Here is a 22,914-nt window from a genome sequence, read left to right on the forward strand (position 1 = left end):
GCCGTACTGGACGACGTACGACTCCGCAGCGCACAGGGTGTCAGCTTTCCGCGCCACCGTCAGCCTTGTCGGCCTCGGCGTCCGCCGCCTTCTCGGCGTCGTCCGGCCCGGACGTGGTCTGGGTGCCCGGCTGGGGCTCCGCGACCGCGACCATCGCCGGGCGGATGATCCGCTCGCCGATCCGGTAGCCCGGCTGGAGGATCTGCACGCAGGTGTCCTCGGTGACGTCCGAGGAGTAGCTGTGCATCAGCGCCTCGTGCATCGTCGGGTCGAAGGGCTCGCCCTCCTTGCCGAACTGCTGCAGGCCCAGCTTGGCGACGACCGTCTCCAGGCTGTCGGAGACGGACTTGAAGCCGCCCGTCACCTCGCCGTGCTCGCGGGCCCGGCCGATGTCGTCCAGCACCGGGATCAGGCTCTCCAGGATGTTGGAGACCGCGATCTCGCGCACCGTCAGACGGTCCCGCTCGACCCGCTTGCGGTAGTTCTGGTACTCGGCCTGCAGGCGCTGGAGGTCACCAGTGCGCTCGGCCAGCTCACGCTTGGCAGCGGCGAGCTCCTCCGAGGTACCGCCGGAGACCGCCTCTTCGGCGGCCTTCAGGACAGCCTCCTCGGCGGCGGAGTCGTCGCCGGGCTCAGCGCCCTGCGGCTTCTCCGTCATGCCGCACCACCCTTGGGCTTCTCGTCGTCGACGATCTCGGCGTCGACCACGTCGTCCTCGGGGGCGCCGGCCGACGCGCCCTCACCGGCGGCCGCACCGGCGGCGTCGGCGTTGGCGTAGAGCGCCGTGCCGAGCTTCTGGGCGGTGGTGGAGACCTTCTCGGTGGCCTCGCGGATGGCCGCGATGTCCTCACCCTTGAGGGCTTCCTTGAGCTCGGTGATCGCGGCCTCGACCTCGGTCTTGACGTCGGCCGGGAGCTTGTCGGTGTTGTCCGCGATGAACTTCTCGGTCGAGTAGACGAGCTGCTCGGCCTGGTTGCGGGTCTCGACCGACTCGCGACGCTTGTGGTCCTCCTCGGCGTACTGCTCGGCCTCGCGCATCATGCGCTCGATGTCGTCCTTCGGCAGCGCGGAGCCACCGGTGACGGTCATCCGCTGCTCCTTGCCGGTGCCGAGGTCCTTCGCGCCGACGTGCATGATGCCGTTGGCGTCGATGTCGAAGGTGACCTCGATCTGCGGCAGGCCGCGCGGGGCCGGGGGCAGGCCGGTCAGCTCGAACATGCCGAGCTTCTTGTTGTACGAGGCGATCTCGCGCTCGCCCTGGTAGACCTGGATCTGCACGGACGGCTGGTTGTCCTCGGCCGTGGTGAAGATCTCCGAGCGCTTGGTCGGGATCGTGGTGTTGCGCTCGATCAGCTTGGTCATGATGCCGCCCTTGGTCTCGATACCCAGGGACAGCGGGGTGACGTCGAGCAGCAGGACGTCCTTGACCTCGCCCTTCAGGACACCGGCCTGCAGGGCGGCGCCGATGGCGACGACCTCGTCCGGGTTCACGCCCTTGTTGGCGTCCTGGCCGCCGGTCATCTCCTTGACCAGCTCGGCGACGGCCGGCATACGGGTCGAGCCACCGACCAGGACCACGTGGTCGATCTCGGACAGCGAGATGTTCGCGTCCTTGATGACGTTGTGGAACGGGGTCTTGCAGCGCTCCAGCAGGTCGGCGGTGAGCTGCTGGAACTGGGCTCGGGTGAGCTTCTCGTCCAGGTGCAGCGGGCCCTCGGCGGAGGCCGTGATGTAGGGCAGGTTGATCGAGGTCTCGGAGGACGAGGACAGCTCGATCTTGGCCTTCTCGGCGGCCTCGCGCAGACGCTGCAGGGCCATCTTGTCCTTGGACAGGTCGACGCCGTGGCCGGCCTGGAAGACCTTCACCAGGTGGTCGACGACCTTCTGGTCCCAGTCGTCACCACCGAGGTGGTTGTCACCGTTGGTGGCCTTCACCTCGACGACCCCGTCGCCGATCTCCAGCAGGGAGACGTCGAAGGTGCCGCCGCCGAGGTCGAAGACCAGGATGGTCTGGTCGTCCTTGTCGAGGCCGTAGGCCAGGGCGGCCGCGGTCGGCTCGTTGACGATGCGCAGGACGTTGAGGCCCGCGATCTCACCGGCCTCCTTGGTCGCCTGGCGCTCGGAGTCCGAGAAGTACGCCGGAACGGTGATGACGGCGTCGGTGACCGTCTCGCCCAGGTAGGCCTCGGCGTCCCGCTTGAGCTTCTGCAGGATGAAGGCGGAGATCTGCTGGGGGTTGAAGTCCTTGCCGTCCAGGTTGACCTTCCACCCGGTGCCCATGTGGCGCTTCACCGAGCGGATGGTCCGGTCCACGTTCGTGACCGCCTGGCGCTTGGCGACCTCGCCGACCAGCACCTCGCCGTTCTTGGCGAAGGCGACGACGGACGGCGTGGTCCGAGCGCCCTCGGCGTTCGTGATGACGGTGGGCTCGCCGCCCTCCAGAACGCTGACGACCGAGTTCGTCGTACCGAGGTCGATGCCGACCGCGCGTGCCATCGTAAATACCTCCACGGAAGAGTTGAGCTTTACGGGCTCAAGCATGCCTGACGAGATCGGGAGCGTCAACAGGCTTGAGCCGTCGCCACTCAACTTTACTGCGCGCTTATCTGTACGGCATCCCGCGCCACGCCGTTCCACCTGGCCCGACCAGCACACGTTCCCGCCCCGCCGACGGCCACCGACTCCGACCACCACCCCACGAAGCACCCGCCGGCGGCACCCCGCCGCCCGCACGAGCACCCGCACCGGACCCCACCGACCGAAGCCCGAACCCCCTCGCGCACGCCCCGCGGCACCGGCCGAAGAAAGCCCCCCATCCGTTCGCGCACCCCCCGCAGCACCGGCCGGCGGAAGGCCACCCCGGCGAGGGAGCCTCAACCAAACAGGTGAGTAAGCCCTTAGTGACTGCCGCCATACCTTGCGCATCTTCTGAACGGGCGTTAACGAGCGATAGTCTCCGCCGAGGTCCACCTGCAAGTTACCGATGAGTACAATCGGTCGGACCCCTTCTACACACAGCTCGACCCCAGCCGCAGGAGACGGAGAGCCGATGCAGCTAGCAGCGATCGTCATCTCGCTGGTCACCACTGTGATCGGCACCGCGCTCGCCGCCCGTGCGGCCGCGTACATCTACAAGGTGGTGAAGACCGGCTCGCCGGACGCCACCCGCACCGGGAACCCGGTGCGGAGGGCGAAGACGGTGGCCGTCGAGTTCCTCGGCCACACCCGGATGAACCAGTGGGGCGTCGTCGGCGTCGCCCACTGGTTCGTCGCGGTCGGCTTCTTCACCCTGATCACCACCCTGGTCACGGCCTTCGGGCAGCTCTTCGACGCCGAGTGGACGATCCCCGTGATCGGCCACTGGCTGCCGTTCGAGATCTTCACCGAGCTGGTCGGCACCCTGACCACGCTGGGCATCGCGACCCTGATCGTGATCCGGCTGCTCAGCCTGCCCGGCCGGGCCGGCCGCAAGTCCCGCTTCGCCGGCTCGATCGCCTGGCAGGCGTTCTACGTCGAGTACACGATCCTCGGCATCGGCATCTGCATCATGGTGCTCCGCGGGCTGGAGGGCGCCCTGGCGGGCGTCGAGTCCTACGAGGCCGCGTACCTGGTCTCGTACCCGCTGGTGCTGGCCTTCAAGGGCCTCTCGCACAGCACGCTGGAGAACCTGATCTACCTGTTCGCGATGCTGAAGATCTGCATCTCCTTCGCCTGGGCGACGACCATCGGCGTCAACCCGTCGATGGGTGTGGCCTGGCACCGCTTCCTCGCCTTCTTCAACATCTTCTTCAAGCGCGAGGAGAGCGGCTCCGTCGCCCTCGGCGCGCTGCGGCCGATGACCAGCGGCGGCGCCCCGATCGACTTCGAGGACCCGGCCGACGACGCCGTCTTCGGCGTCTCCCAGGTCGAGCACTTCTCCTGGAAGGGCATCCTCGACTTCTCCACCTGCACCGAGTGCGGCCGCTGCCAGTCGCAGTGCCCCGCCTGGAACACCGGCAAGCCGCTCTCCCCCAAGCTGCTGATCATGAGCCTGCGCGAGCACGCCTTCGCCAAGGCGCCGTACCTGCTGGCCGGCGGCGGCAAGGACGCCGAGGGCAACGAGATCGCCACCGCCGAGCAGCTCAAGGACGTCCCGGCGGCCGCGCTGGCCGAGGCCGAGCGCCCGCTGATCGGCACCGCCGAGGAGAACGGCGTCATCGACCCGGACGTGCTCTGGTCCTGCACCAGCTGCGGCGCCTGCGTCGAGCAGTGCCCGGTGGACATCGAGCACATCGACCACATCGTCGACATGCGCCGCTACCAGGTGATGATCGAGAGCTCCTTCCCGACCGAGGCCGGGACGATGCTCAAGAACCTGGAGAACAAGGGCAACCCGTGGGGCATGGCCACCAAGGCGCGCCTGGACTGGGTCAAGGAGCTCAAGAAGGAGACCGGCATCGAGGTGCCGGTGATCGGTGAGGACATCGACCCGGCCGAGGTCGAGTACCTCTACTGGGTCGGCTGCGCCGGCGCCCTGGAGGACCGCGCGAAGAAGACCACCAAGGCCTTCGCCGAGCTGCTGCACACCGCGGGCGTCAAGTTCGCGATCCTCGGCAAGGAGGAGACCTGCTCGGGTGACTCCCCGCGCCGCCTGGGCAACGAGTTCCTCTTCCAGATGCTCGGCGCGCAGAACGTCGAGACGCTGAACGCCGCGCTGGAGGACGCCCCGGCCAAGCGGATCGTGGCGACCTGCCCGCACTGCTTCAACACCATCGCCAACGAGTACCCGCAGCTGGGCGGCCACTTCGAGGTCATCCACCACACCCAGCTGCTGCAGCACCTGATCGACGAGGGCAAGCTGCTGCCGGTCAACCCGGTCGAGGGTCTGATCACCTACCACGACCCCTGCTACCTGGGCCGGCACAACAAGGTCTACAGCCCGCCGCGCGAGATCATGGACAAGGTCCCCGGCCTGCGCCAGCAGGAGATGCACCGCCACAAGGAGCGCGGCTTCTGCTGCGGCGCCGGCGGCGCGCGGATGTGGATGGAGGAGCGGATCGGCAAGCGCATCAACAACGAGCGGATGGACGAGGCGCTGTCGCTCAACCCCGACATCGTCTCCACCGCCTGCCCGTTCTGCCTGGTGATGCTCTCCGACTCGGCCAACGGCAAGAAGAACGAGGGCGCGGCCAAGGAGCACCTGAAGGTGGTCGACGTGGCCCAGCTGCTGCTGGAGTCCGTCAAGGCGGCGCCGACCGCCGAGGCGGCCCCGGAGACCGTGGACGCCTGACCCGTACCGGCCGGCCCGCCACCCGTGCGGGCCGGCCGGGCGGGCGCCGCCCGAGCGGCGCCGTTCGACAGTTCTGCTACAAGTTCTGCTACAACCGGGCCCGGTCCGCGCTTCCTCGGCGTCGGCCGGGCCCGGTCGTCCCGGGGCCGCGCCCGGGCCCTCGTCCGGCTGGACGTCCCGCCAATCGGGCGGGCGCCTGACCGGGCCGCCGCGGGAAGGAAATACAGTAGGCGCCTGACCCGCGCCGTGCGGGTCTGTCCCGCACCCGGACGGACCGGGCGGGGACCACCACCAGCGGAGGCTGCAGCCGCACCGGCGGCGGCGCCACACCGGAGCACAAGGGGAACAGCGCAGACCATGACCGAGGCGATCATGCTGGTCGGCGGCAAGGGCACGCGACTGCGCCCGTTGACGACCCACACCCCCAAGCCCATGCTCCCCGTGGCGGGCGTCCCGTTCATCGCACACCAGCTGGCCCGCGCCGCGGCCGCCGGCGTCACCCGGGTCGTGCTCGCCACGTCCTACCTGGCCGAGGTGTTCGAGGACCACTTCCAGGACGGCACCCCGTACGGGATCGAGCTGGTCTACCTGACCGAGCGCGAGCCGCTGGGCACCGGCGGAGCGATCCGCAACGCCGCGTCCGGCCTCACCTGCGGCCCCGACGAGCCGGTCCTGGTCTTCAACGGCGACATCCTGTCCGGCGTCGACATCGCCGGCCTGCGCGACGGCCACGTGGCCGCCGGCGCGGACGTCACCCTGCACCTCACCCGGGTCGAGGACCCGCGGGCCTTCGGCCTCGTCCCGACCGACGAGGACGGCCGGGTGCTGGAGTTCCTGGAGAAGCCGGAGACGCCCGAGCAGATCGTCACCGACCAGATCAACGCGGGCTGCTACGTCTTCACCCGTTCGGTGATCGACCGGATCCCGGCCGGCCGCGAGGTCTCCGTGGAGCGCGAGACCTTCCCCGAGCTGCTCGCCACCGGCGCGCTGCTGCGCGGCGTGGTGGACACCTCGTACTGGCTCGACCTCGGCACCCCCGCCGCGTTCGTCCGCGGCTCCGCCGACCTGGTCCTCGGCAAGGTCGACTCCCCCGCCGTCCCCGGCCCGACCGGCGACGCCCTGCTGCTGCCCGGCGCCAGCGTGCACCCCGGCGCCGTGCTCAGCTCCGGCACCGTGGTGTCCGAGGGCGCGGTGGTCGAGGCCGGCGCGATCGTCGAGGGCAGCGTGGTGCTGCCCGGCGCGACCATCGCCGCGGACACCTTCGTCAAGGACTCCATCGTCGGCGCCTACGCCGTCATCGGTGCCCGCACCTCGCTGGACGGCGCCGTGATCGGCGACGGCGCGACCGTCGAGGCCGACAACGAACTGCCGAACGGCATCCGGATCGCCTGCGGCACCCTGCTGCCGGTCGGCGCCGTGCGGACCACCGCGGGCCCGGGCGGCTGCCCGGCCGGCGCCTCCGCGGCGGCCGCCGTCCACGCACCGCGGGTCGGCGCCCAGCACTAGGCCCCGTTCCGGGAGTGCTTCGCGGGCCCGGCACAGGGCCCGCGAAGCACTCCCGCCCGGCCGTTCCGGCCGAGGCGACGGCCGCGGGGGCGCGGGGCGACCGCGGACGGCCCGTCACAGAGTCGCTGCAATCCCGTCCCGGAGCCTTGATCGACCGCCGCGGGGGCCGAAGGACCGGTACCTTCGGAACGTGGCTGGCAATCGATACGACAGCGGTCAGGGCGCCGATCCCCGCAGATGGACGGCTCCCCCCGGGGGGAATCCGCAGCAGCAGTACGGGCAGGCGGACGGACCCGAGTACTTCACCGCGCCGCAGGGCCGGGGCCCCGCGGCCGGCCCCGGCGGCTACGACCCGTACGGCGCCGACCAGCCCGGCCACACCCGGGCCTTCCCGGTCGGCGACGGCGACCCGTACGCCGGTGGCCCCGGCGGCCCCCCGCAGGGGTATCCGCAGCAGTACCCGCCGGAGTACGGGCAGGACGGCTACGGTCAGCAGGGGTACCAGCAGGAGGGGTACGACCAGCAGGGCTACGGCCCCGAGTACGGGCAGGACAACGTCGCGGTCTACCGCGCCGGCGGCCAGTCGGCGCCGCGGGTGGCCGGGCCGCGCCCGCGCTGGCGCGAGCTGCTGACCGGCATCTACCGTTCGCCCTACGCCACCTTCGACCGGGCCCGCGACCACCAGGTCTGGCTGCCCGCGCTCTGCGTCTCGCTGCTGTACGGCGTGCTCGCCGTCCTCGGGCTCGGCCTGACCCGCGAGGACGTGCTCGACTCCACCTTCACGGTCGCGCTGTCGGCCCTCGCCGGCTCCGCGGTGGTCTTCACCCTCGCCGGCGCCATGCTGGGCGCCGTCACGTACGCGCTGGCCCGGCAGTTCGGCGGGGACGGCCCGTGGCGCTCCACCGTCGGCCTGGCGATCCTGATCGGCTGGAGCACCGACGCGCCGCGGCTGCTGCTGGCGCTCTTCCTGCCGGCCGACAACCTGGTCGTCCAGGTGGTCGGCTGGGTCACCTGGCTGCTCTGCGCCGGGCTGCTGACCGCCATGGTGCGCCGGATCCACGACCTGCCCTGGGGCAAGGCCGCCGGCGCCGCCTCGCTGCAGCTGCTGGCGCTGCTCGTACTGATCAAGCTGCCGACCCTGGGCTGAGAGCCGGCCGGGGGTACGCGGGTGACCGGGCGGGCCCCGGTGCGGGGCACCGTCCGGGGGAGAATGGCCGGGCGGGCCGCCTGTACCGGGGCCCGCCCCGCTTCCGGCTCCCCGGAGCCCTCGCCACCCACCCTCGCACCAGTGCACGGAGCCCGTATGACCCTCCCCACCACGCACGTCAGCTTCCCGGCCGGGGCGGTGACCGGCGAATCACCGGTCCTCGCCGTCCGGCCGCTGGCCGACGGGCGGTACGCCGTCGTCACCGCGGCGACGCCGTTCCACCCGCTCGACCACACCTGGCCGGACCAGCCCGCCGACACCGGGACCCTCACGGTCGACGGCGTCGAGCGGCCCGTCGTGGACTGCCTGACCGGCGCCCTCGGCCCGGACGGCGGCGAGCTGCTGGCCGGCGCGGACATCCCGGTCCGGCGCGGCGACGAGCAGTGGTCCTGGCTGGTCCTGCACGTGCTCACGGACGACCCGGGCGACATCGTCGGCCGTCCGGCCTCGCTCAGCGTCGACGCGGGCCGCAGGGCCGCCCTCAGCGCCTCGCACAGCGGCTGCCACCTGCTCGCCCTGGCCCTGAACGCCGCCCTCGCCCCGCGCTGGCGCAAGGACCCGGGCCGCGCCGACGCCTTCGGCAACCCCGACTTCGACAGCCTGGCGATGGCCTCCTCGGTGATGGACACGGAGGCCAGCACCGACACCTACCGGCTCGGCAAGTCGCTCAGGAAGAAGGGCTTCACGGCCGAGGCCGCCGACGGGCTGCCCGCCCTCGCCGAGGCCCTGCCCGCCGTCACCGAGGCCGTCAACGACCTGCTCGCCGCCTGGGTCGCCGCCGACGCACCGGTGCGCGTCGAGACGCCCGGCCCCGAGCTGACCGCCCGCCGCCAGTGGCACTGCGAACTGCCGGAAGGCCCCGCGCAGATCTACTGCGGCGGCACCCACCTGCACCACCTGGGGGAGCTCGCCGAGCTCCGCACCGAACTGCGGCTCTCCGAGGACGGCAGCGAACTGACCGCCGTCACCCGGCCGAAGCGCGCCTGAGCCGTACGGGCAACCCCGGGCCCGGGCCCGCGCCGGTCGGGCCGGCCCGGGAACGCCTGCGGGCGGCCACCCCCGAGGGGGTGACCGCCCGCTGCTGCGTCCTCTGCCCGGATCAGACCTGGCTGCGGTGGAAGTTCAGGTGCGAGCGCGAGGCCGTCGGGCCGCGCTGGCCCTGGTAACGCGAGCCGTACCGTGCGGAGCCGTACGGGTGCTCGGACGGCGAGGAGAGCCGGAAGAGGCACAGCTGCCCGATCTTCATGCCCGGGTAGAGCTTGATCGGCAGCGTCGCCACGTTCGACAGCTCCAGCGTGACGTGCCCGCTGAACCCGGGGTCGATGAAGCCGGCCGTGGAGTGCGTCAGCAGCCCGAGCCGGCCGAGGCTCGACTTGCCCTCCAGCCGGGAGGCGACGTCGTCCGGCAGCGAGATGACCTCGTAGGTCGACGCCAGCACGAACTCGCCCGGGTGCAGGATGAAGGCCTCGTCACCCTCCGGCTCGACCAGCCGGGTCAGGTCCGGCTGCTCCTCGGAGGGGTCGATGTGGGGGTAGCGGTGGTTCTCGAACACCCGGAAGAAACGATCCAGCCGGACGTCGATGCTGGAGGGCTGGACCATCGAAGGGTCGAAGGGGTCGATGACGACCCGACCCTTGTCGATCTCGGTTCGAATGTCCTTGTCAGAGAGCAGCACGCTTCGAGGTTACGTGCACGGGCGGGCCCCGGACGAATCCGCCCGGGGCCCGGCACCGCCCTCACCCGGCCTCAGGCCAGGAACTCCGCGGCCTCCAGCCGCAGCGCCCGCTCCAGTTGCGGCTCCGACAGCTCCCGCACATCGGCGAGCACCGAGCTGCGCATCCGTCCGCACTGCGGACACCGGATCAGTCTCCCCGGCCCCAGCCGCGCCGGGCCGAGATTCTGCATCGGGAACGTGGTGGTGCTGAACAGGTGCCCCTCGGCACAACGAACGACGGCGCGCTGCTCCATCGGTCCCCTTCCCATTCTTCCCCCGTACTCATGGCGCCCCGACGGGATTCGCATCGCGGGACAGCGACACATTAGGGGATCTTCCGGACATTCCGCACAGCGGCTCGCCGCCCCCGGGAAGGCACCGCCGGGACTCTCCACGCGACCAGAACAGTACGCCTCCGCGCCCCTCCCGGGGGCACTCCGACGCGACTCCCACCCCACTCCGCCACACCCACATCGCGCGCGCCGTCCGGCCGGCGGCCGGGCCCCTCGGGCGAGCGCGGCACGAACGCGAAGGGCGCTACGAGCACCCGCGACGATGGGGTAGAGTGATCGTGGATCGAGCGGTCTCGTGACGGCTCATCAGGCGGGCGTAGTTTAATGGTAGAACATGAGCTTCCCAAGCTTATAGCGCGAGTTCGATTCTCGTCGCCCGCTCAGCGATGAAGCCCCAGGTCAATGGCCTGGGGCTTTCTTGTTGTCTAGGCCAACGTTGGGCCGTCGTGCCAGATTCGTGCCAGATAGCTGTTGACCCGGCGTTAGTTGCGAGGGATTTCGGCTGCGGAGTGCGGCTTTCGGGGTGGCGGGCGACGCTCGTCTCAAATCACGAGATCGGCCTTCTGTGATCTGCGCCATGATGTCGATGGGGTTGCTTGGATGATCCATCCGGTGGGCGACTGGTCGCCGGCCATGGCCAACAGCCCGCCCACTTGTGGATGTTCCACGACTCATGGCTCCGGTGGGGCCGCCCGGGAGCCCAGCGTTAGCTGGAGGTGTCGAGGGCTTCTGCAGGGCAGTCCTTGCCTCTGAGCGCACCGACCATGGTGAGGGCGCTCCCGATGGCCACGGTGGCATCCCCGAGGACGGCTGACGGACTGCCCAGGCGACCTGCTCAGCCAATGGCGCTCGAACGACTCGCCCTGCATGGCGCCGCATTGAGCGCGTGGCCAGCCCATCTCCGCCATGACCATGCATGCACACCATGCGCATGCCAATAGACTAACCCCGAGTGAATATGCAACTCCTTTGAGCGATAGGCGCAGCTCACTGGGCATGTGAATCACTACGGCTAGTGATCATGCAAGTCGCCAGTGTGATCACACTGCTATCGTGAGATCTGTCACGGCTGGGTGAATCTTTACCGATTCGGTAAACGTATGTCGGGGGAGGTGGGTAGACTTGGACGTATGGTACGAGGATCGAAAGATGGAGAAGGCCTGCGCGTCTGAGCGGGACATGCGGCGCCAGTACGGGGCGCTTCTCGCTCGGAAGATCGGTCAGCGGCTGGCGGCCCTCGAGGCCGCCGAGAATCTTGAAGACCTTCGACCCCCGGCAGTGGGTAAATGCCACGAGCTGACCGGGGACTATGCGGGATGTCTGGCCTTGAATCTGGATGCCAACTGGAGGCTGATCTTCCGCCCTGAGCGTTGGAGTGACAACGGCCAGGGTGGGCTCGACTGGTCGGCTGTGGACTCGGTCGTCGTACTGTCCATTGTCGACTATCACTAGTAATCGGGATGAGACCACGTGGGGGTAGGGCGGCGATGATCAACTCGAACGCTGTGCGTGAACTGTATCCAGCTAGTGAACCCGACTATGCAATTCCTCCTGGCGAAACTCTCCTTGAGTTCCTTGAAGAATCGGGAATGACGCAGCGGGAGCTTGCCATCAGGGCAGACCTAAGCCCTAAGCACGTAAATCAGCTTATCAAGGGGACGGTATCCCTTTCTCCAGAGACTGCAGAGAAGCTTGAGCGAGTAACGGGGATTAGGGCTCGCTTCTGGAATCGTCTCGAGGCTGACTATCAGTCCACCCGTGAGAGGCTCAGGCTCACGCGCGATCCCGTCATCTTCGAGGCATGGATGAAGGATGTTCCCTGGCGAGAACTCCTTAAGCGCGGGGAGCTTCCAGACGCCCCAAGCGATAAGGCTTCGCGATGGGAGCAACTCCTTGCGTTCTTTGGCGTCGCAACCCTCGATGCATGGGTGGATCTATACGAGCGTCCGGCAGTAGCTTTTCGCCAGGCCAAGTCATTCGAGGCAAGTGCTGGCGCTGTAGCCACCTGGCTTCGACTGGGTGAAGTTGCCGCCCAGTCGATCCGATGTGCCCCCTATAGCAAAGATAAGTTGCGTGCCAGTATTCCTGAGCTGCGTCGCTTGACCGTTCTTCCTCCGGATAAATTCGAGCCGGAAATGGTAAGGATTGCTGCGGAGTGTGGCGTGGCGGTGGTATTCGTCAAAGAAATTCCAGGAAGCCGTGCCTCTGGCGCAACTCGTTGGCTCTCGCCGGGCAAGGTAGCAGTGCAGCTTAGCTTGCGGTACAAGACTGACGATCAGCTCTGGTTCACATTCTTCCATGAATTGGGGCATGTCCTCTTGCATGGCAAGCAAGACATCAGGATCGAGGGGCCGGAGAACCCCTCTGACCCGCAAGAGGATGAAGCCAATGCGTTCGCCAGGGATACTCTAATTCCCTCGATCTACTCTCCTGGGCTTGAACGTATTCGCTCATTGAGTGACGTCAGGTCGTTTGCCCAAAAGATCGGTGTAGCGCCCGGCATTGTTGTGGGTCGCCTTCACCATGAGAAGCTTCGGCCATATAATTGGGGAAATGGACTAAAGAGGCGGTTTGAGCTAGTTGAATAGGCGGGCCTGGCCGGCAACCCCTGCGCCTCGATGAATTATTGAAAATACCCCCTAATTTGGGGTTTGATTTCAAGAAGCTGCGGCGGCGCGGAATGGTTGGATAGTGCCAGCGTGCTTGGTGGGCCCGTCGCTGGAGCCCCGGTCGGCAATTCAGCCAGGGCTCCACGCCGCCAGGAATTACGCCTGGTGAGGCACCTTCGGAGTACTGGTGCTGTCCGTCGAAGGGGAACGGCGGCGAGTGCGGATGTCGACGACGGCGGCGCTGATGCCGTTGGAGATTTTGGTCTGCTGCTCGGCGGTGGCGTGCTGGTAGATCAGCGCGGCGCGGACGGAGGAGTGGCCCATGTGGGCCATGAGGTCCTTGAGGCTGGCGCCGGTACCGGCGGCGAGGACGTTGTCGGTGTGGCGGAGGTCGTAAAAGCGGAAGCCGTCCATGCCGAGCTTCATGCGGGCCTTGCGCCACTTGCGGCCGAAGGTCGAGCGGCGGAACGGGGCGCCGCGCTCGCCGATGAACAGCAGGCCGTCGTCCTCCTTCGCGGCGTACCAGCGCAGGTGCAGCTCGAAGTCCGGGACGATCTCGGGCGGGATGCCGACCGGTCGCTTGCCGGCCTTGGACTTCGGGTCGCCCAAGACACGCTTTCCGGTGGTCAGTTCGGGGGCCGCGCGTCGGATCCACACGACCCGCTTGACCAGGTCGACGTCGGATCGCCGGACCTCGGCCAGTTCCTCGGGGCGGAGGGCCATGAAGGAGCCCATGAACACCATGAGTTGCCAGCGCGGGCCCATGAGGTCGGCGAGCTGGAGGACCTGCTCGACCGTGGCGACGGGACGCTCCTCGGCTTCCTCCTTGCCACCGCCCCTGATGCGGCAGGGGTTACGGCGGATGAGTTCGTCGTCGACGGCGGTCTCCAGGACGGCCTTCAGGAGGCGGTAGGCCTTGGCGGCGGTGGTCTTCTTGCCGTCCTTGACCAGCGCGGCGCGCCAGGCCCGGACCTGGGGAGCAGTGATCTCCTTCAGCTCGGACTCGCCGAACGTCGGTTCCAGGTGCAGGCGGAGGAGGCGGCGGTACAGCTCGTCGGTGAGGGGTGCGAGGTCGCGTTCGTCGATCCAGGCGGTGGCGTAGAGGAGGAAGTTGACGGCTCCCGCGTTGGGGTCGCGCCATTCCTCGCGGCGTATGTCGGTCTCGGTCTCGACGAGCCAGGCTTCGGCGTCGCCCTTGGTCGCGAAGGTCTCCTCGGCGTTGCGCAGGAGGCCGTCGGGGCCGGGTAGCGGGCCTGGAAGCGGCCGGAGGGAAGCTTGCGAACCGAGCCCCAGCGGCGCCGTCGGCCGGAGTTGTTCGCCATCAGGCCGCCCGCCCGAAGCGGCGGCGGCCGGAGTGGACCGGGGCGACGGTGTTGGCCTCGATGTAGGCGGCGAGCACGCTCTCGGAGATGCGGACGTGGCTGCCGATCTTGACGAAGGCGATGCGCCGCTCGGAGATGAGGCGACGGGGGAAGCGCTCGCTGGTGCCCAGGCGTTCGGCTACCTGGCCGACGGTCAGGTACTGCTCGGAGGTGTTGGTCGAGCGGCGGTTGCTGTTCTCGGGCATGGGTTCTCTCCCCGCGGCGCGTGGCTGTGACGGGCCGTCGCCGCGGTTGATCGCTGTGGTAGGTGGTCGGTCTTGGATGGACGCTGCGGTTCCGGTGCGCCAACACTGGAACGAGCGGGGGTGGTAGGCCCAGGAGGTGGCCGGGCTGGGGGTCCTGGGTCAGTCGCGGGTGATCGCGGCCTTCAGGTTGTCGAGGAGCTGGACGAGTTCAGCCCTGGTGAACTGGTTGAACGGGCCGGCCTCGGCTGCCTCTTCGGCAGTCGCGAGCGGCGGAAGGTGTCGGGTGCGTCTGCCCTCTGGTCGCGCGCGCAGGGCGTGGGTGAGCGGGCCGTCGTCGCCGGCCTGGTTGGCCTCGTCGACGGGGAAGGGCAGAAGGGGGCTGATGCCGTCGGCCCAGTCCCAGGCCGCCTCGGTGGTGACCGGGCCGGCGCCGGTGACGTTGGTCCGGCTCGCGTCGGCGACGGGCGGCAGGAGGAGCGTGGTCGGGGAGACCCCGAGCGCGACGGCGATGGCAGCGAGGTCGTCGACGTCCACGCGCCGTTCGCCGCGCTCGATCTTGCTGAGCGCGGTCGTGGGCGTGGGGCGGCCCAGGTCGGTGAGGATCTCGGCGAGTCGGCGCTGGCTCATGCCGAGCTCGGTCCGCAGCCGCTCGATGTTCTTCGCGGTCTGCAGTCCGGTCGGGCCGATCTCGACGGGTCGTGTTGCCATGACGGGATATAAGCATGGATCTCCGGCCGCACCAAGTAGTCCGAGAATGCCGTGCGGATCGTGCTGTGCCGTCCGCGCACGTGTCGGTTTGTCCACTGCTTTATGGTCCTTGACATGCTGTTTGGTGCGGCCGGACTTTGCTGGTAGTCCTTGGGTGCGCGACTCGTCGGGAGGGCGGAGCCCATGCCGCCTTGCCACGTGGCGCTCCAAGATGGAACGTCGCTGGCGGCGCGGACGTCGCCTCCGCCGAGGCGGCGAGATCGGCAGAGAGCCGGTCGACCGGAGACGCAGGAGGGGATGAACGGGGCGGCGCGGAGAGGACCACGCGACCGCCCGAAAACGGGAGCGGCCCCCGGTGTTGGCGCACCGAGGGCCGAAGGAACTCCCTGAACCGACCACCTACCACAGCGATCAACCGAGGCACTGGACCGTCACAGTCACGGGTGCCTCGGGGAGGAAGCCATGCCCAAGAGTACGACCCTGGCGGCTCGCACCACACCCGCCTGCGGCAGCCTGCCCCCGAAGGCGGGGCGGTAGCCGTGGCGCGCATCCGCACCATCAAGCCCGAGATCACCCAGTCGCTCAGCCTCGCCGAGGTGTCGCTGACTGCCGAGCGGACCTTCGTCTGCCTGCTCACCCAGGTCGACGACGAGGGCCGCCACATCGACCACGCCGCGATCATCAACGGCGTCCTGTGGGCACTGCGGCCCGAGCACACCCCGGTCCACTGCGCGGACGACCTCCAGCAGCTCGCTGCCGTCGGCCTGCTCTGCCGGTACACCGGCTGCGACGGCCGCCAGTACCTGCACGTCGCCAAGTGGCACGAGCACCAGAAGATCTCCCACCCGAGCGCCTCCCGGCTGCCCTCGTGCCCGGTGCACGAGCATGGGCGGCGGTGCGGCAAATGCAAGGGGGAGCGGTGCATCCGCCCGGCTCCGGAGGACCTCGGGAGGGTTCCGGAGGCCGTCCCCGACCCGGTTTCGGTACCGGTCGGCGAGGGCGCGCTTCCCGAGGCCGCTCCGCATCACCTCAGCGCGCCCGAGTCAGGCCACCAGCCAGCGGACGCCGGTGAAACAGCAGGTCAGGGCACATCTCCGGAATCGCCCCGGAGGGCTCAGGAGGACCTCGTGCCTGGATCTAGGATCTTGGATCCTGGATCTACCCCTAAAGGGGGCGGCTCCGCCGCGCCCACCCCGGCACCCTCTCGCATCCCTCACCAGGACGAGCCGCACCACGTCGCGGCGCAGGCAACCGAGCACGGCGTGACTGCCCACGACCTGCTCGCCGAGTACGTGCGGGGCTGCCGCAAGCGCCCGCCCGCCAAGGTGCTCGGGCACCTCGCCAAGGTCATCTCCAGCCTGCTAGCCGAGAACTTCACCGAAGACGAGATCCGGGCCGGCCTGGCGCGGTACCAGGCCAGGCCGCTGAGCCCCAGCCTGCTCCCGGACATGGTCCACGAAGCCATCAACGCCCAGCCCGCAGCGGCTCGGCAGAGCGCCGCCCGTGCAGAGCACCAGCCGTTCACCAACCCCGGGGACGCCCTGGCCTACTACGGGGGCGAGCTGTGACCTCCACCCCGACGGCGGCCCGTACCGCCGACCGCGAGCCCAAGCTCATCGGCGGGGGCTGGCGCGAACGATTCGCCCGCATCCAGGCCGTCCCGACCACTGCCGCCGAACGCGAGGCCGACCAGCCGTCCACCGCGCTGGAGCTGGCCGACCTGCGCATCCCGCCGCGCTACCGACTCGCCATTGCCGACCACCCCGAGGTCACCACCTGGGTCCGGTAGGTCACCCTTGCGAGTCGCCGCGGGCCCGGTGGCGCCCCGGGCATCGCCCAGGGCCCGTCGCTGCTGATCACGGGCTCGACCGGGTCGGGCAAGACGCACCAGTCCTACGGGGCGGTCCGCAGCCTGCTCGCGGGCGGTGTGCGCCTGCGGTGGATCAAGACGACCGCCGAGGAGCTGTACGCCGCGCAGAGGCCCCGTCAGGGCGTTGATAGCGAGCAGGAGATGCGTGCGCTGATGGCCTGTCCGCTACTGATCATCGACGACCTCGGTGCCGCGAAGGCGACCGAGTGGACCGAAGCGCTCACGTTGCGGCTGGTCAACCACCGCTACGAGTACATGCTCCCGACGATCTTCACCACCAACCTGCCGCTCGGCGACATCCGCGCAGCCCTCGGCGACCGCACCGCGTCCCGGCTGGCGGAGATGTGCGAGCGCGTCATCCTCACCGGCCCCGACCGCCGACGGCGCACCGCCTGAGCCCCACCGGCTCCGCGCTGCCGCCGTGCACCTGACGCCGCACGGCCCGGCATCCCGCTTCACACGTCCACCCCACCGCCGCCTCGCCGCTCGACCCTGCCCTCGCAGCGACGAGGCCACCTGGAGCACCTCACGTGACCACCACCGCACTGCCCTCTGCCCACATACCTGCCGTCCGGGTGTCCCCCTGGGACCGCCTCACGGTCGTACTGCTCGGCGCGCTCGGCTTCGCCCTGTCCTACGACGCCCTGCGGCAGATGGCCGCCGCGATCCACGTGCGCGGCCCGCTCACCTACGCGTTCCCGCTGATCATCGACGGGTTCATCGCCTACGGCGTGCGCGCTCTGCTTGTCCTGCGCGAAGCCCCCCGGCCCGCCCGCGCCTACGCCTAGGCGCTCTTTACCGGAGCGACCGCTGCCAGCGTGTGGGCGAACGCCCTGCACGCCGTCCGCCTCAACAATCTGGCCGGCATCGGCAGCAGGCTCCAGCTCAGCGACACCGTCGTTGGCTTCCTGTCGGTCCTTGCCCCGCTCGCTCTCGGCGGCGCCGTCCACTTGTACATCCTCATCGCCCGCCACGGCGGGAACACCGCGATCCGCCGGGGTGAGCAGATCGACGATCCGCGCAGCGGAGCTTCTGCCGTCCCCGTCGCCGCCGACCAGGACGAGGACGTCCAGCCGCAGCGGACGGAGGACCGAAGCGACGAGAACGCGATGCTGACATTGCTGTCCGCCGCCGGTCTGCTGCCCTCCGAGTGGAGCGCCACGCTGCCCGGACACCAGTCGGCGGACGGCGATGACCAACCATCCGGTACTGCGAACACCTCAGACTCGTCCCAGGTCGGCGGCAGCGACAGCACCGTCCAGGGCAAGCCGCTCGGCCGTCCGCCGGGCGCGTCGATGGAGCAGTTGCTGGAGGTCAGCCGCATAGCGGTCGCGGCCCATGGTCGACTCACCCGCGCGGTCGTCGAAAAGGCCGTCCGAGAAGCCGGCCTTCCGCTCGGCAGTACCCGCCTCACCGAGCTGATGAAGAAGCTCCGCCAGGAGTCGGACGGCGAACAGAGCGGTCAGGCCCCGGAAGCCGACTGACCGCCATCAAGGCCAGCCGACCGACTAACCTCGGTCGGCTGGCCACCGACTTCTGCCGACTCGCAGCCGCAAACCGGCAGAAGCCCGCTGCTGCTGGTTCCCACATCCGGCGGCCCCTCCCGCGCGCAGTCACTGCCCGGCTGCACCACCCGAGAAGCCGCCCGTATCCGCAAGGCCGGTGCGACCAACCGGCACCCATGCGGAAGCGGCCCATCCACCCCGCCACCACCTTGAAGCACACCCGCGACCACCGCCCGCCAGACCCCCGAGCAACCAGCCCACGAGTCCTGTAGCCGCCCGTGACCCCGATGAAAGTGACCACCGCTCTGTCCCAGACGGAGCAAGTTGTGGGGTAAGGAGTCCTTACCCCGCTCCCGCCCCCTGGGGGCAGGCGCTGTCCCTGTCGATGGCCGCCCCAATGGGGCAGCCCGCGACGGGGAGGCCGGCCCGGGGGTGCCGACGAAAGGGAAGAGCCGCCAAGGACCGAAGTCATCCCTACGGTGCAGCACCGTCGCGCTCAACAGAGCGTGCCCGCGAACCGCCCGCACCCGCACCCGCACCCGCACCCGCGACATCGAATGGCCCTGCTCCAGCAGGCCGCCGACCAGCGTTCTGCTCCTACGATGTGGCGAAGGCTCGATCAGCAACGTCGATGACGCCGTGGCGGGTTGGGGTACCGCCGATGAGCCCCAGGATTCGCACCGGAACTGGTGGCACCTACGTCCAACCCCACAGTCGTGATCAGGCAGTGCGCTGCTTGGGCGCGTACCGCAGAAGGACGACATCACCGACGGTCGTGGTGTCGAGGAGCTTCATGCGGCTGGTGCTGCCGCCGGGGTACTCGGCGGGGTGGATGAAGCGCGGAGCCTGGGCTTGGCCGACCAGCAGCGGGGCGATGGCGAGATGCACCTCGTCGGCGAGGTTCTGGGACAGGAACTGCGTGTGGATCTGTCCGCCGCCCTCAACCATGAGTCGCTCGACGCCACGGCCGCCGAGATCGTCGAGCATGGCTCCGAAGTCGACGGTCGGGCCGGTGCTGACCACGTCGGCGAGGCCGTCGAGCTCCTCGCGGAGCTTCGCAGCCGCGCCGTCGGTGGTGTAGACGACCTTCTGGTCGCCGAAGTGCCAGAACTTGAGGTCCCGGGTGAGATCGCCGCTGGCGGTGATCGTCACCTTGAGCGGGTACTCCGGCTTGCCGGCTGCCACCCGGTCGGCGCGGCGCTTGTCGCTGTTGACGAGGAGCCGCGGGTTGTCGCTGCGGAGCGTGTTGCCGCCGATCAGGATGGCGTCGGACTCCGCCCGCACCTGGTCGACGCGGTCGAAGTCCTCCGCGTTCGACAGCAGCAGGCGCTGGGGTGACGTGTCGTCAATGTGTCCGTCCACGGAGGTGGCGACACTCAGGAGGACGTACGGGCGCTCGGCCATCTCGGATTCCTTCTCGTGGTGGGACGGTGGGACGTCTGCCTGATTTGATCAGACTTCATGGAGCACGACGTTGTCGAGAGCTCCCCGGAACTCCGAAACCTCGGCCACGGACGTCCAGCGCTGCAACTTCGTGTCGAGTAGGGCAAGCTCGGTGAAGATCCGGGCCGAGCCTGTCGCCGTGGCGATGGCCAAGGCCGCCGAGCCGCTGACGGCTGCCGCCTCCGGTCCGTCGGCGTGGAGCTGGGCAACTGCGGCGCGGGCGAGGTAGACACCACGGTCCCGGCGGTATGAGGTGGGCAGTGCGCGGATGGCGCGCTCGAAGCCGGAGACGGCGTCCTGGTGATTTCCGAGAGCCGAGAGCGAGCGGGCGCGCTGCGCCTCCACGTAGGACGCGTCGAGCCAGCGGCCACGGGACGTCTCGTCGATGCTGGGTCCCGCGACGACCTCCAGCGCCTGGTCGTAGGCGTTCTGGCTGGCCCGTTCGTCGCCGCGAAGGGCGTGGCCGTGGGCGCCGTAGACGGCTCCCATGGCGCTGAGGCGGCTTCGCGGAGGCGCTATCCGCTGGGCGGCCTCGGCAAGGTCGACGGTGTCGAGGGAATCTCGCATGTCGCCTGCAAGCTGGGCCTTGCGGGCCATCGTGTAGATCGTCAGGTCGTGGGCACCGGCCACGGTCGACCACTCGATGGCTCGGTCGGCCCAGTACTGGGCCGCGCGGAAGTCACCGCTGTCCTGGTACAGCCAGCTGCAGAACTCGGCGTACTCGGCCTGGACTTGCATCAGCTCCTGCCGATCCCGCCCGGACGCCTCCTGGCGGAGTTGCTGAATCTGCCGGATGTGTTCCTGGGCGTCGGCGACCACGTTCCGGGGGCCGAGGAAGTTGTCGCACTCGACCAGCGAGCGCCGCAGAGAGCGGAAGTTCTCCACCGGATGCACGTCCGGGGCGACGAGCCCAGCCGACCCGGCCTCGATGGGGGACACGTTCGAGGACGTACCGGAGGCGGGAAGCAGCGTGGCCCCGGCGACGGCGGTGACGCTTCGAAGGAGCTTGCGGCGCGGCATTGTCACGAAGGTGATTCTCCCGTCCGACATGCGACAGGCAACCCGCACCTCGCCGCTCATCAGCGCCATCGCCGAGCCGAGGGCAGCCGCGTCGACGTCCTTTCCTGCCGCCCGTCGGTGGTCGGCTTCGGTCACGGACGGCGAGTGAGTCACGGCCTTCGCCACACGCGATGCGCGCCCGGACGCGTCGGCCCTGTCCACATCCGACGGCTGCTTGTCCGCATCGCTGTCGACGTGTTCCAGGCCGCGGGAGAGGACCCCGCCGGTTCCGAGGGCTGCGTCGAGGGTGACCGCGAGCTCGGGCTTACACGGTCGTTGGCCCTTCTCGATCTTCGAAATCAGATCCCCGCTGACGTGCACCGAAGTGCCGAGCGCGTCCTGGGAGAGCCGCCGGGTCTCGCGCCAGTGACGCAGTTCGGCACCGAACCAGGCGCGGGCGGATCGGGAAGGCTCCAGCGTCTTCGGTCGTTGCGGCATCGCACCCCCTCTGCCTGCTGATGTGGACAACGCGGGCTGTCTGCATGCCGGGCTGGCCCCGGGGCGCCGCCAGGGCGCTGAATGGTTCCACAACGTCGCACACCCAGTACACACCGCGATCAGTGGATAGCGGGAGTGTTTTCGAAGTGCACGTTGGAGTGACATCCGCCAGCACGCCGCATCGGTCTAGGAGGAGCAAATGCCCATCACGGAAGCGAGGTTGAATCGGCACTACCGGACCGCGCTGCCAGGGCTGTGCCCCGAGGCGATGGGGCCGCTCCGGCAGATCGTCCGAGCCCATCTCTGCCTCTGGGGCCGGACCGGACTGACCGAGGTCGTCGAACTCGGCGTGACCGAGCTGCTGACCAACGTCTGCAAGCACACAGCTGGCGACTGCGAGCTGATGATCAAGGAGACGCCCTATGGCGTCCTCGTTGCTGTCACGGACTTCGACGACAGGATGCCGACGGTGGGGGAGGCGGCCGACGACATGGAGGGCGGCAGGGGCCTGTTCCTGCTGAGTTCCTTGGTCGACGAACTCGCCATGGAGTCTCTGCCGTTGGGCAAGAGGGTCTCGTTCCGACTGGAGGATCACCGAGCCGGTCCAGGCGGTCGATCGTGCTGACCATCGACCGAGTGACTCCCCTGATGGCCAGTTCGAACCCGCAGCGCGCCGTCCACTACAGCTGCACCGCCCTGTTCGAGAACGCCGGCACCGAGAGATCTCAACTTCTCGACTGGGATCTGCTCGCGACCACTGGCGACGCATTCAAGAAGATCCGCCGCGCGGCCGTCGGCATCACCCAGGTGCTCGACGAGCGTGCGAACGAGGGCCTCCGGGCATGGCTGCTGGACCGCGACGCGTTCGCCGCCTTGGAGGCCGCGCTCGGCGCGGGACGCACCTACGAGCTGGAACTCTGCGGTGCCACCGCGAGGATGGTTCTGGTCGCTCGTGGGGTGACCGCACTGCCGATGGTGGACCGGCTTTCGGCGAGTTGCCCGGCCCTGATGCTTCGCGGCCGACGGTTGTGGGCCGAGCAGCGTGAGCGGGCCATGGTCGCCGACCGAGACCGGTCGAAGTCCGGGCCAAGGGTGGGTCGATCAAGTGCTATCGGCTCCCGCCAGGCAGATTTGACGCTCAATCAAGGCGAATAGACTCGCTGGTTCCCAGAGATCCAGGACGACCCGGATCCGAATCGGGACGGCGGCCGGACGACCCGAATCGACGTTCGGCCTCAACCACCTTCACCAAGGAAGAGACACATCCATGCCCGAGAAGGTCACCAAGGACAAGGTGCTCGTCTACGTCGTGCGCGACGGACGGCTGCTGGTGTTCCGGCACACCGACTACACCTACGAGGAGGTCGGGATCCAGGTCCCCGCCGGCAGCATCCGTCCCGGGGAGACCCCCGAGGCCGCCGCCCTGCGCGAGGCCCGCGAGGAGACCGGCCTGACCGACTTCAAGATCGTGCGCAAGCTCGGCGAGGCCGAGTACGACATCAGCCCGTACCGGTTCGAGATCCAGCACCGGCACGTCTTCCACCTGGAGCTCACCGAGCCCACCCCGGAGCGGTGGACGAGCCAGGAGGACCACGACGGCGAGCAGAAGCCCACCCACTTCGAGTGCTTCTGGATCCCGTTGGAGGCGGCACACATCCTCCAGTCCGGCCAGGGCGCCCTGCTGGGACGCCTGTCCGACTAACCCCATCCGATCACGGCAGTGAGG

At 69.1% G+C, this 22,914-nt stretch carries 20 protein-coding genes, 1 tRNA gene and 3 pseudogenes; 14 read left to right on the forward strand and 10 right to left on the reverse strand.

Annotated elements, in window-relative coordinates; translation table 11 throughout:
* Window positions 1-40: 40 nt before the first annotated feature.
* Together grpE and dnaK are read right to left on the reverse strand one after the other, a co-directional pair.
* A complete protein-coding gene (gene grpE / locus J2S46_RS20095; RefSeq protein WP_191288637.1) occupies window positions 41-658 on the reverse strand; it encodes a nucleotide exchange factor GrpE in 618 nt (205 codons plus the stop codon).
* Window positions 655-2,496 carry a molecular chaperone DnaK gene (gene dnaK, locus J2S46_RS20100; protein WP_191288636.1) on the reverse strand — a complete coding sequence of 614 codons (1,842 nt, stop codon included), beginning with the start codon at window positions 2,494-2,496 and terminating at the stop codon, window positions 655-657. The genes grpE and dnaK overlap by 4 nt, the downstream gene beginning before the upstream one ends.
* A gap of 553 nt (window positions 2,497-3,049) precedes the next feature.
* Here dnaK and J2S46_RS20105 point away from each other — a divergent pair.
* The 4 genes and pseudogenes from J2S46_RS20105 (at window position 3,050) to J2S46_RS20120 (ending at window position 8,969) form a co-directional block, all read left to right on the forward strand.
* Entirely contained in the window at window positions 3,050-5,269 is a 2,220-nt protein-coding gene (locus J2S46_RS20105; RefSeq protein WP_191288635.1) for a (Fe-S)-binding protein, read from the forward strand.
* Window positions 5,270-5,626: 357 nt separating this feature from the next.
* A pseudogene (manB, locus tag J2S46_RS20110) lies at window positions 5,627-6,691 on the forward strand (mannose-1-phosphate guanylyltransferase); the annotation flags it as partial.
* Window positions 6,692-6,965: 274 nt separating this feature from the next.
* Complete coding sequence (locus J2S46_RS20115) at window positions 6,966-7,922, forward strand: Yip1 family protein (protein WP_191288634.1); 957 nt, start codon at window positions 6,966-6,968, stop codon at window positions 7,920-7,922.
* A 156-nt stretch (window positions 7,923-8,078) separates the two neighbouring features.
* Entirely contained in the window at window positions 8,079-8,969 is an 891-nt protein-coding gene (locus J2S46_RS20120) for an alanyl-tRNA editing protein (RefSeq protein WP_191288633.1), read from the forward strand.
* 112 nt (window positions 8,970-9,081) lie between these two features.
* Here the strand turns inward: J2S46_RS20120 and dcd are convergent, their stop codons facing one another.
* The gene (gene dcd / locus J2S46_RS20125; protein ID WP_073929122.1) at window positions 9,082-9,657 is read right to left on the reverse strand and encodes a dCTP deaminase; all 576 of its coding nucleotides are present in this window, start codon (window positions 9,655-9,657) and stop codon (window positions 9,082-9,084) included.
* A gap of 71 nt (window positions 9,658-9,728) precedes the next feature.
* The gene (locus J2S46_RS20130; protein WP_073929123.1) at window positions 9,729-9,950 is read right to left on the reverse strand and encodes a hypothetical protein; all 222 of its coding nucleotides are present in this window, start codon (window positions 9,948-9,950) and stop codon (window positions 9,729-9,731) included.
* 349 nt (window positions 9,951-10,299) lie between these two features.
* Between J2S46_RS20130 and J2S46_RS20135 the strand changes: the two genes are divergently transcribed.
* From J2S46_RS20135 to J2S46_RS20145, 3 genes are all read left to right on the forward strand, one after another.
* Window positions 10,300-10,370, forward strand: a tRNA-Gly gene (locus J2S46_RS20135).
* Between the two features lie 768 nt (window positions 10,371-11,138).
* The gene (locus J2S46_RS20140; RefSeq protein ID WP_191288632.1) at window positions 11,139-11,441 is read left to right on the forward strand and encodes a type II toxin-antitoxin system RelE/ParE family toxin; all 303 of its coding nucleotides are present in this window, start codon (window positions 11,139-11,141) and stop codon (window positions 11,439-11,441) included.
* Window positions 11,442-11,476: 35 nt separating this feature from the next.
* Window positions 11,477-12,577, forward strand: coding sequence for a helix-turn-helix domain-containing protein (locus J2S46_RS20145; protein WP_191288631.1), 1,101 nt, complete (start codon window positions 11,477-11,479; stop codon window positions 12,575-12,577).
* Between the two features lie 177 nt (window positions 12,578-12,754).
* Here J2S46_RS20145 and J2S46_RS20150 read toward each other — a convergent pair whose 3' ends face one another.
* The 4 genes and pseudogenes from J2S46_RS20150 to J2S46_RS20165 form a co-directional block, all read right to left on the reverse strand.
* Window positions 12,755-13,333 carry a tyrosine-type recombinase/integrase gene (locus J2S46_RS20150; RefSeq protein ID WP_307350689.1) on the reverse strand — a complete coding sequence of 193 codons (579 nt, stop codon included), beginning with the start codon at window positions 13,331-13,333 and terminating at the stop codon, window positions 12,755-12,757.
* Between the two features lie 168 nt (window positions 13,334-13,501).
* Window positions 13,502-13,920: pseudogene (locus tag J2S46_RS40885) on the reverse strand (tyrosine-type recombinase/integrase); the annotation flags it as partial.
* On the reverse strand, window positions 13,920-14,165 hold the full coding sequence (locus tag J2S46_RS20160; protein ID WP_191288630.1) for an excisionase family DNA-binding protein: 246 nt from the start codon (window positions 14,163-14,165) through the stop codon (window positions 13,920-13,922). The pseudogene J2S46_RS40885 and the gene J2S46_RS20160, both read right to left, overlap by 1 nt.
* A gap of 159 nt (window positions 14,166-14,324) precedes the next feature.
* Window positions 14,325-14,873 (reverse strand): helix-turn-helix domain-containing protein, encoded by a 549-nt coding sequence (locus J2S46_RS20165; RefSeq protein ID WP_191288629.1) that lies wholly within the window; start codon window positions 14,871-14,873, stop codon window positions 14,325-14,327.
* Window positions 14,874-15,412: 539 nt separating this feature from the next.
* On the opposite strand from J2S46_RS20165, the gene J2S46_RS20170 reads away from it, so the two are divergent.
* The 4 genes and pseudogenes from J2S46_RS20170 to J2S46_RS20185 all read left to right on the forward strand — a co-directional run bounded on the left by J2S46_RS20170 (window position 15,413) and on the right by J2S46_RS20185 (window position 18,227).
* Window positions 15,413-16,441: a hypothetical protein gene (locus J2S46_RS20170; RefSeq protein ID WP_191288628.1), complete on the forward strand. Its 1,029-nt coding sequence runs from the start codon at window positions 15,413-15,415 to the stop codon at window positions 16,439-16,441.
* 80 nt (window positions 16,442-16,521) lie between these two features.
* Window positions 16,522-17,133: pseudogene (locus tag J2S46_RS20175) on the forward strand (ATP-binding protein); the annotation flags it as partial.
* Between the two features lie 140 nt (window positions 17,134-17,273).
* Complete coding sequence (locus tag J2S46_RS20180; RefSeq protein WP_229912240.1) at window positions 17,274-17,531, forward strand: DUF2637 domain-containing protein; 258 nt, start codon at window positions 17,274-17,276, stop codon at window positions 17,529-17,531.
* A gap of 30 nt (window positions 17,532-17,561) precedes the next feature.
* Window positions 17,562-18,227 (forward strand): hypothetical protein, encoded by a 666-nt coding sequence (locus J2S46_RS20185; protein WP_229912238.1) that lies wholly within the window; start codon window positions 17,562-17,564, stop codon window positions 18,225-18,227.
* 741 nt (window positions 18,228-18,968) lie between these two features.
* Here the strand turns inward: J2S46_RS20185 and J2S46_RS20190 are convergent.
* Together J2S46_RS20190 and J2S46_RS20195 are read right to left on the reverse strand one after the other, a co-directional pair.
* Complete coding sequence (locus J2S46_RS20190) at window positions 18,969-19,652, reverse strand: RibD family protein (protein ID WP_191288627.1); 684 nt, start codon at window positions 19,650-19,652, stop codon at window positions 18,969-18,971.
* Window positions 19,653-19,700: 48 nt separating this feature from the next.
* Entirely contained in the window at window positions 19,701-21,188 is a 1,488-nt protein-coding gene (locus tag J2S46_RS20195; RefSeq protein ID WP_191288626.1) for a helix-turn-helix domain-containing protein, read from the reverse strand.
* A gap of 199 nt (window positions 21,189-21,387) precedes the next feature.
* On the opposite strand from J2S46_RS20195, the gene J2S46_RS20200 reads away from it, so the two are divergent.
* From J2S46_RS20200 to J2S46_RS20210, 3 genes are all read left to right on the forward strand, one after another.
* The gene (locus J2S46_RS20200) at window positions 21,388-21,813 is read left to right on the forward strand and encodes an ATP-binding protein (RefSeq protein ID WP_191288625.1); all 426 of its coding nucleotides are present in this window, start codon (window positions 21,388-21,390) and stop codon (window positions 21,811-21,813) included.
* Window positions 21,807-22,343 (forward strand): hypothetical protein, encoded by a 537-nt coding sequence (locus J2S46_RS20205; RefSeq protein WP_191288624.1) that lies wholly within the window; start codon window positions 21,807-21,809, stop codon window positions 22,341-22,343. Before J2S46_RS20200 ends, J2S46_RS20205 begins: the two co-directional genes overlap by 7 nt.
* A 112-nt stretch (window positions 22,344-22,455) precedes the next feature.
* Window positions 22,456-22,890 (forward strand): NUDIX hydrolase, encoded by a 435-nt coding sequence (locus tag J2S46_RS20210; protein ID WP_191288623.1) that lies wholly within the window; start codon window positions 22,456-22,458, stop codon window positions 22,888-22,890.
* Window positions 22,891-22,914: the final 24 nt, after the last annotated feature.

This window comes from Kitasatospora herbaricolor (assembly GCF_030813695.1).
In the GTDB taxonomy this organism is placed as follows: Bacteria; Actinomycetota; Actinomycetes; order Streptomycetales; family Streptomycetaceae; genus Kitasatospora; species Kitasatospora herbaricolor.

Bases quoted from the DNA above. Each gene is read 5' to 3' on its own strand.
- grpE (WP_191288637.1), bottom strand. From the start codon at position 658: ATGACGGAGAAGCCGCAGGGCGCTGAGCCCGGCGACGACTCCGCCGCC.
- dnaK (WP_191288636.1), bottom strand. From the start codon at position 2,496: ATGGCACGCGCGGTCGGCATCGACCTCGGTACGACGAACTCGGTCGTC.
- J2S46_RS20105 (WP_191288635.1), top strand. From the start codon at position 3,050: ATGCAGCTAGCAGCGATCGTCATCTCGCTGGTCACCACTGTGATCGGC.
- J2S46_RS20120 (WP_191288633.1), top strand. From the start codon at position 8,079: ATGACCCTCCCCACCACGCACGTCAGCTTCCCGGCCGGGGCGGTGACC.
- J2S46_RS20130 (WP_073929123.1), bottom strand. From the start codon at position 9,950: ATGGAGCAGCGCGCCGTCGTTCGTTGTGCCGAGGGGCACCTGTTCAGC.
- J2S46_RS20140 (WP_191288632.1), top strand. From the start codon at position 11,139: ATGGAGAAGGCCTGCGCGTCTGAGCGGGACATGCGGCGCCAGTACGGG.
- J2S46_RS20145 (WP_191288631.1), top strand. From the start codon at position 11,477: ATGATCAACTCGAACGCTGTGCGTGAACTGTATCCAGCTAGTGAACCC.
- J2S46_RS20150 (WP_307350689.1), bottom strand. From the start codon at position 13,333: ATGGGCTCCTTCATGGCCCTCCGCCCCGAGGAACTGGCCGAGGTCCGG.
- J2S46_RS20160 (WP_191288630.1), bottom strand. From the start codon at position 14,165: ATGCCCGAGAACAGCAACCGCCGCTCGACCAACACCTCCGAGCAGTAC.
- J2S46_RS20165 (WP_191288629.1), bottom strand. From the start codon at position 14,873: ATGGCAACACGACCCGTCGAGATCGGCCCGACCGGACTGCAGACCGCG.
- J2S46_RS20190 (WP_191288627.1), bottom strand. From the start codon at position 19,652: ATGGCCGAGCGCCCGTACGTCCTCCTGAGTGTCGCCACCTCCGTGGAC.
- J2S46_RS20195 (WP_191288626.1), bottom strand. From the start codon at position 21,188: ATGCCGCAACGACCGAAGACGCTGGAGCCTTCCCGATCCGCCCGCGCC.
- J2S46_RS20200 (WP_191288625.1), top strand. From the start codon at position 21,388: ATGCCCATCACGGAAGCGAGGTTGAATCGGCACTACCGGACCGCGCTG.
- J2S46_RS20210 (WP_191288623.1), top strand. From the start codon at position 22,456: ATGCCCGAGAAGGTCACCAAGGACAAGGTGCTCGTCTACGTCGTGCGC.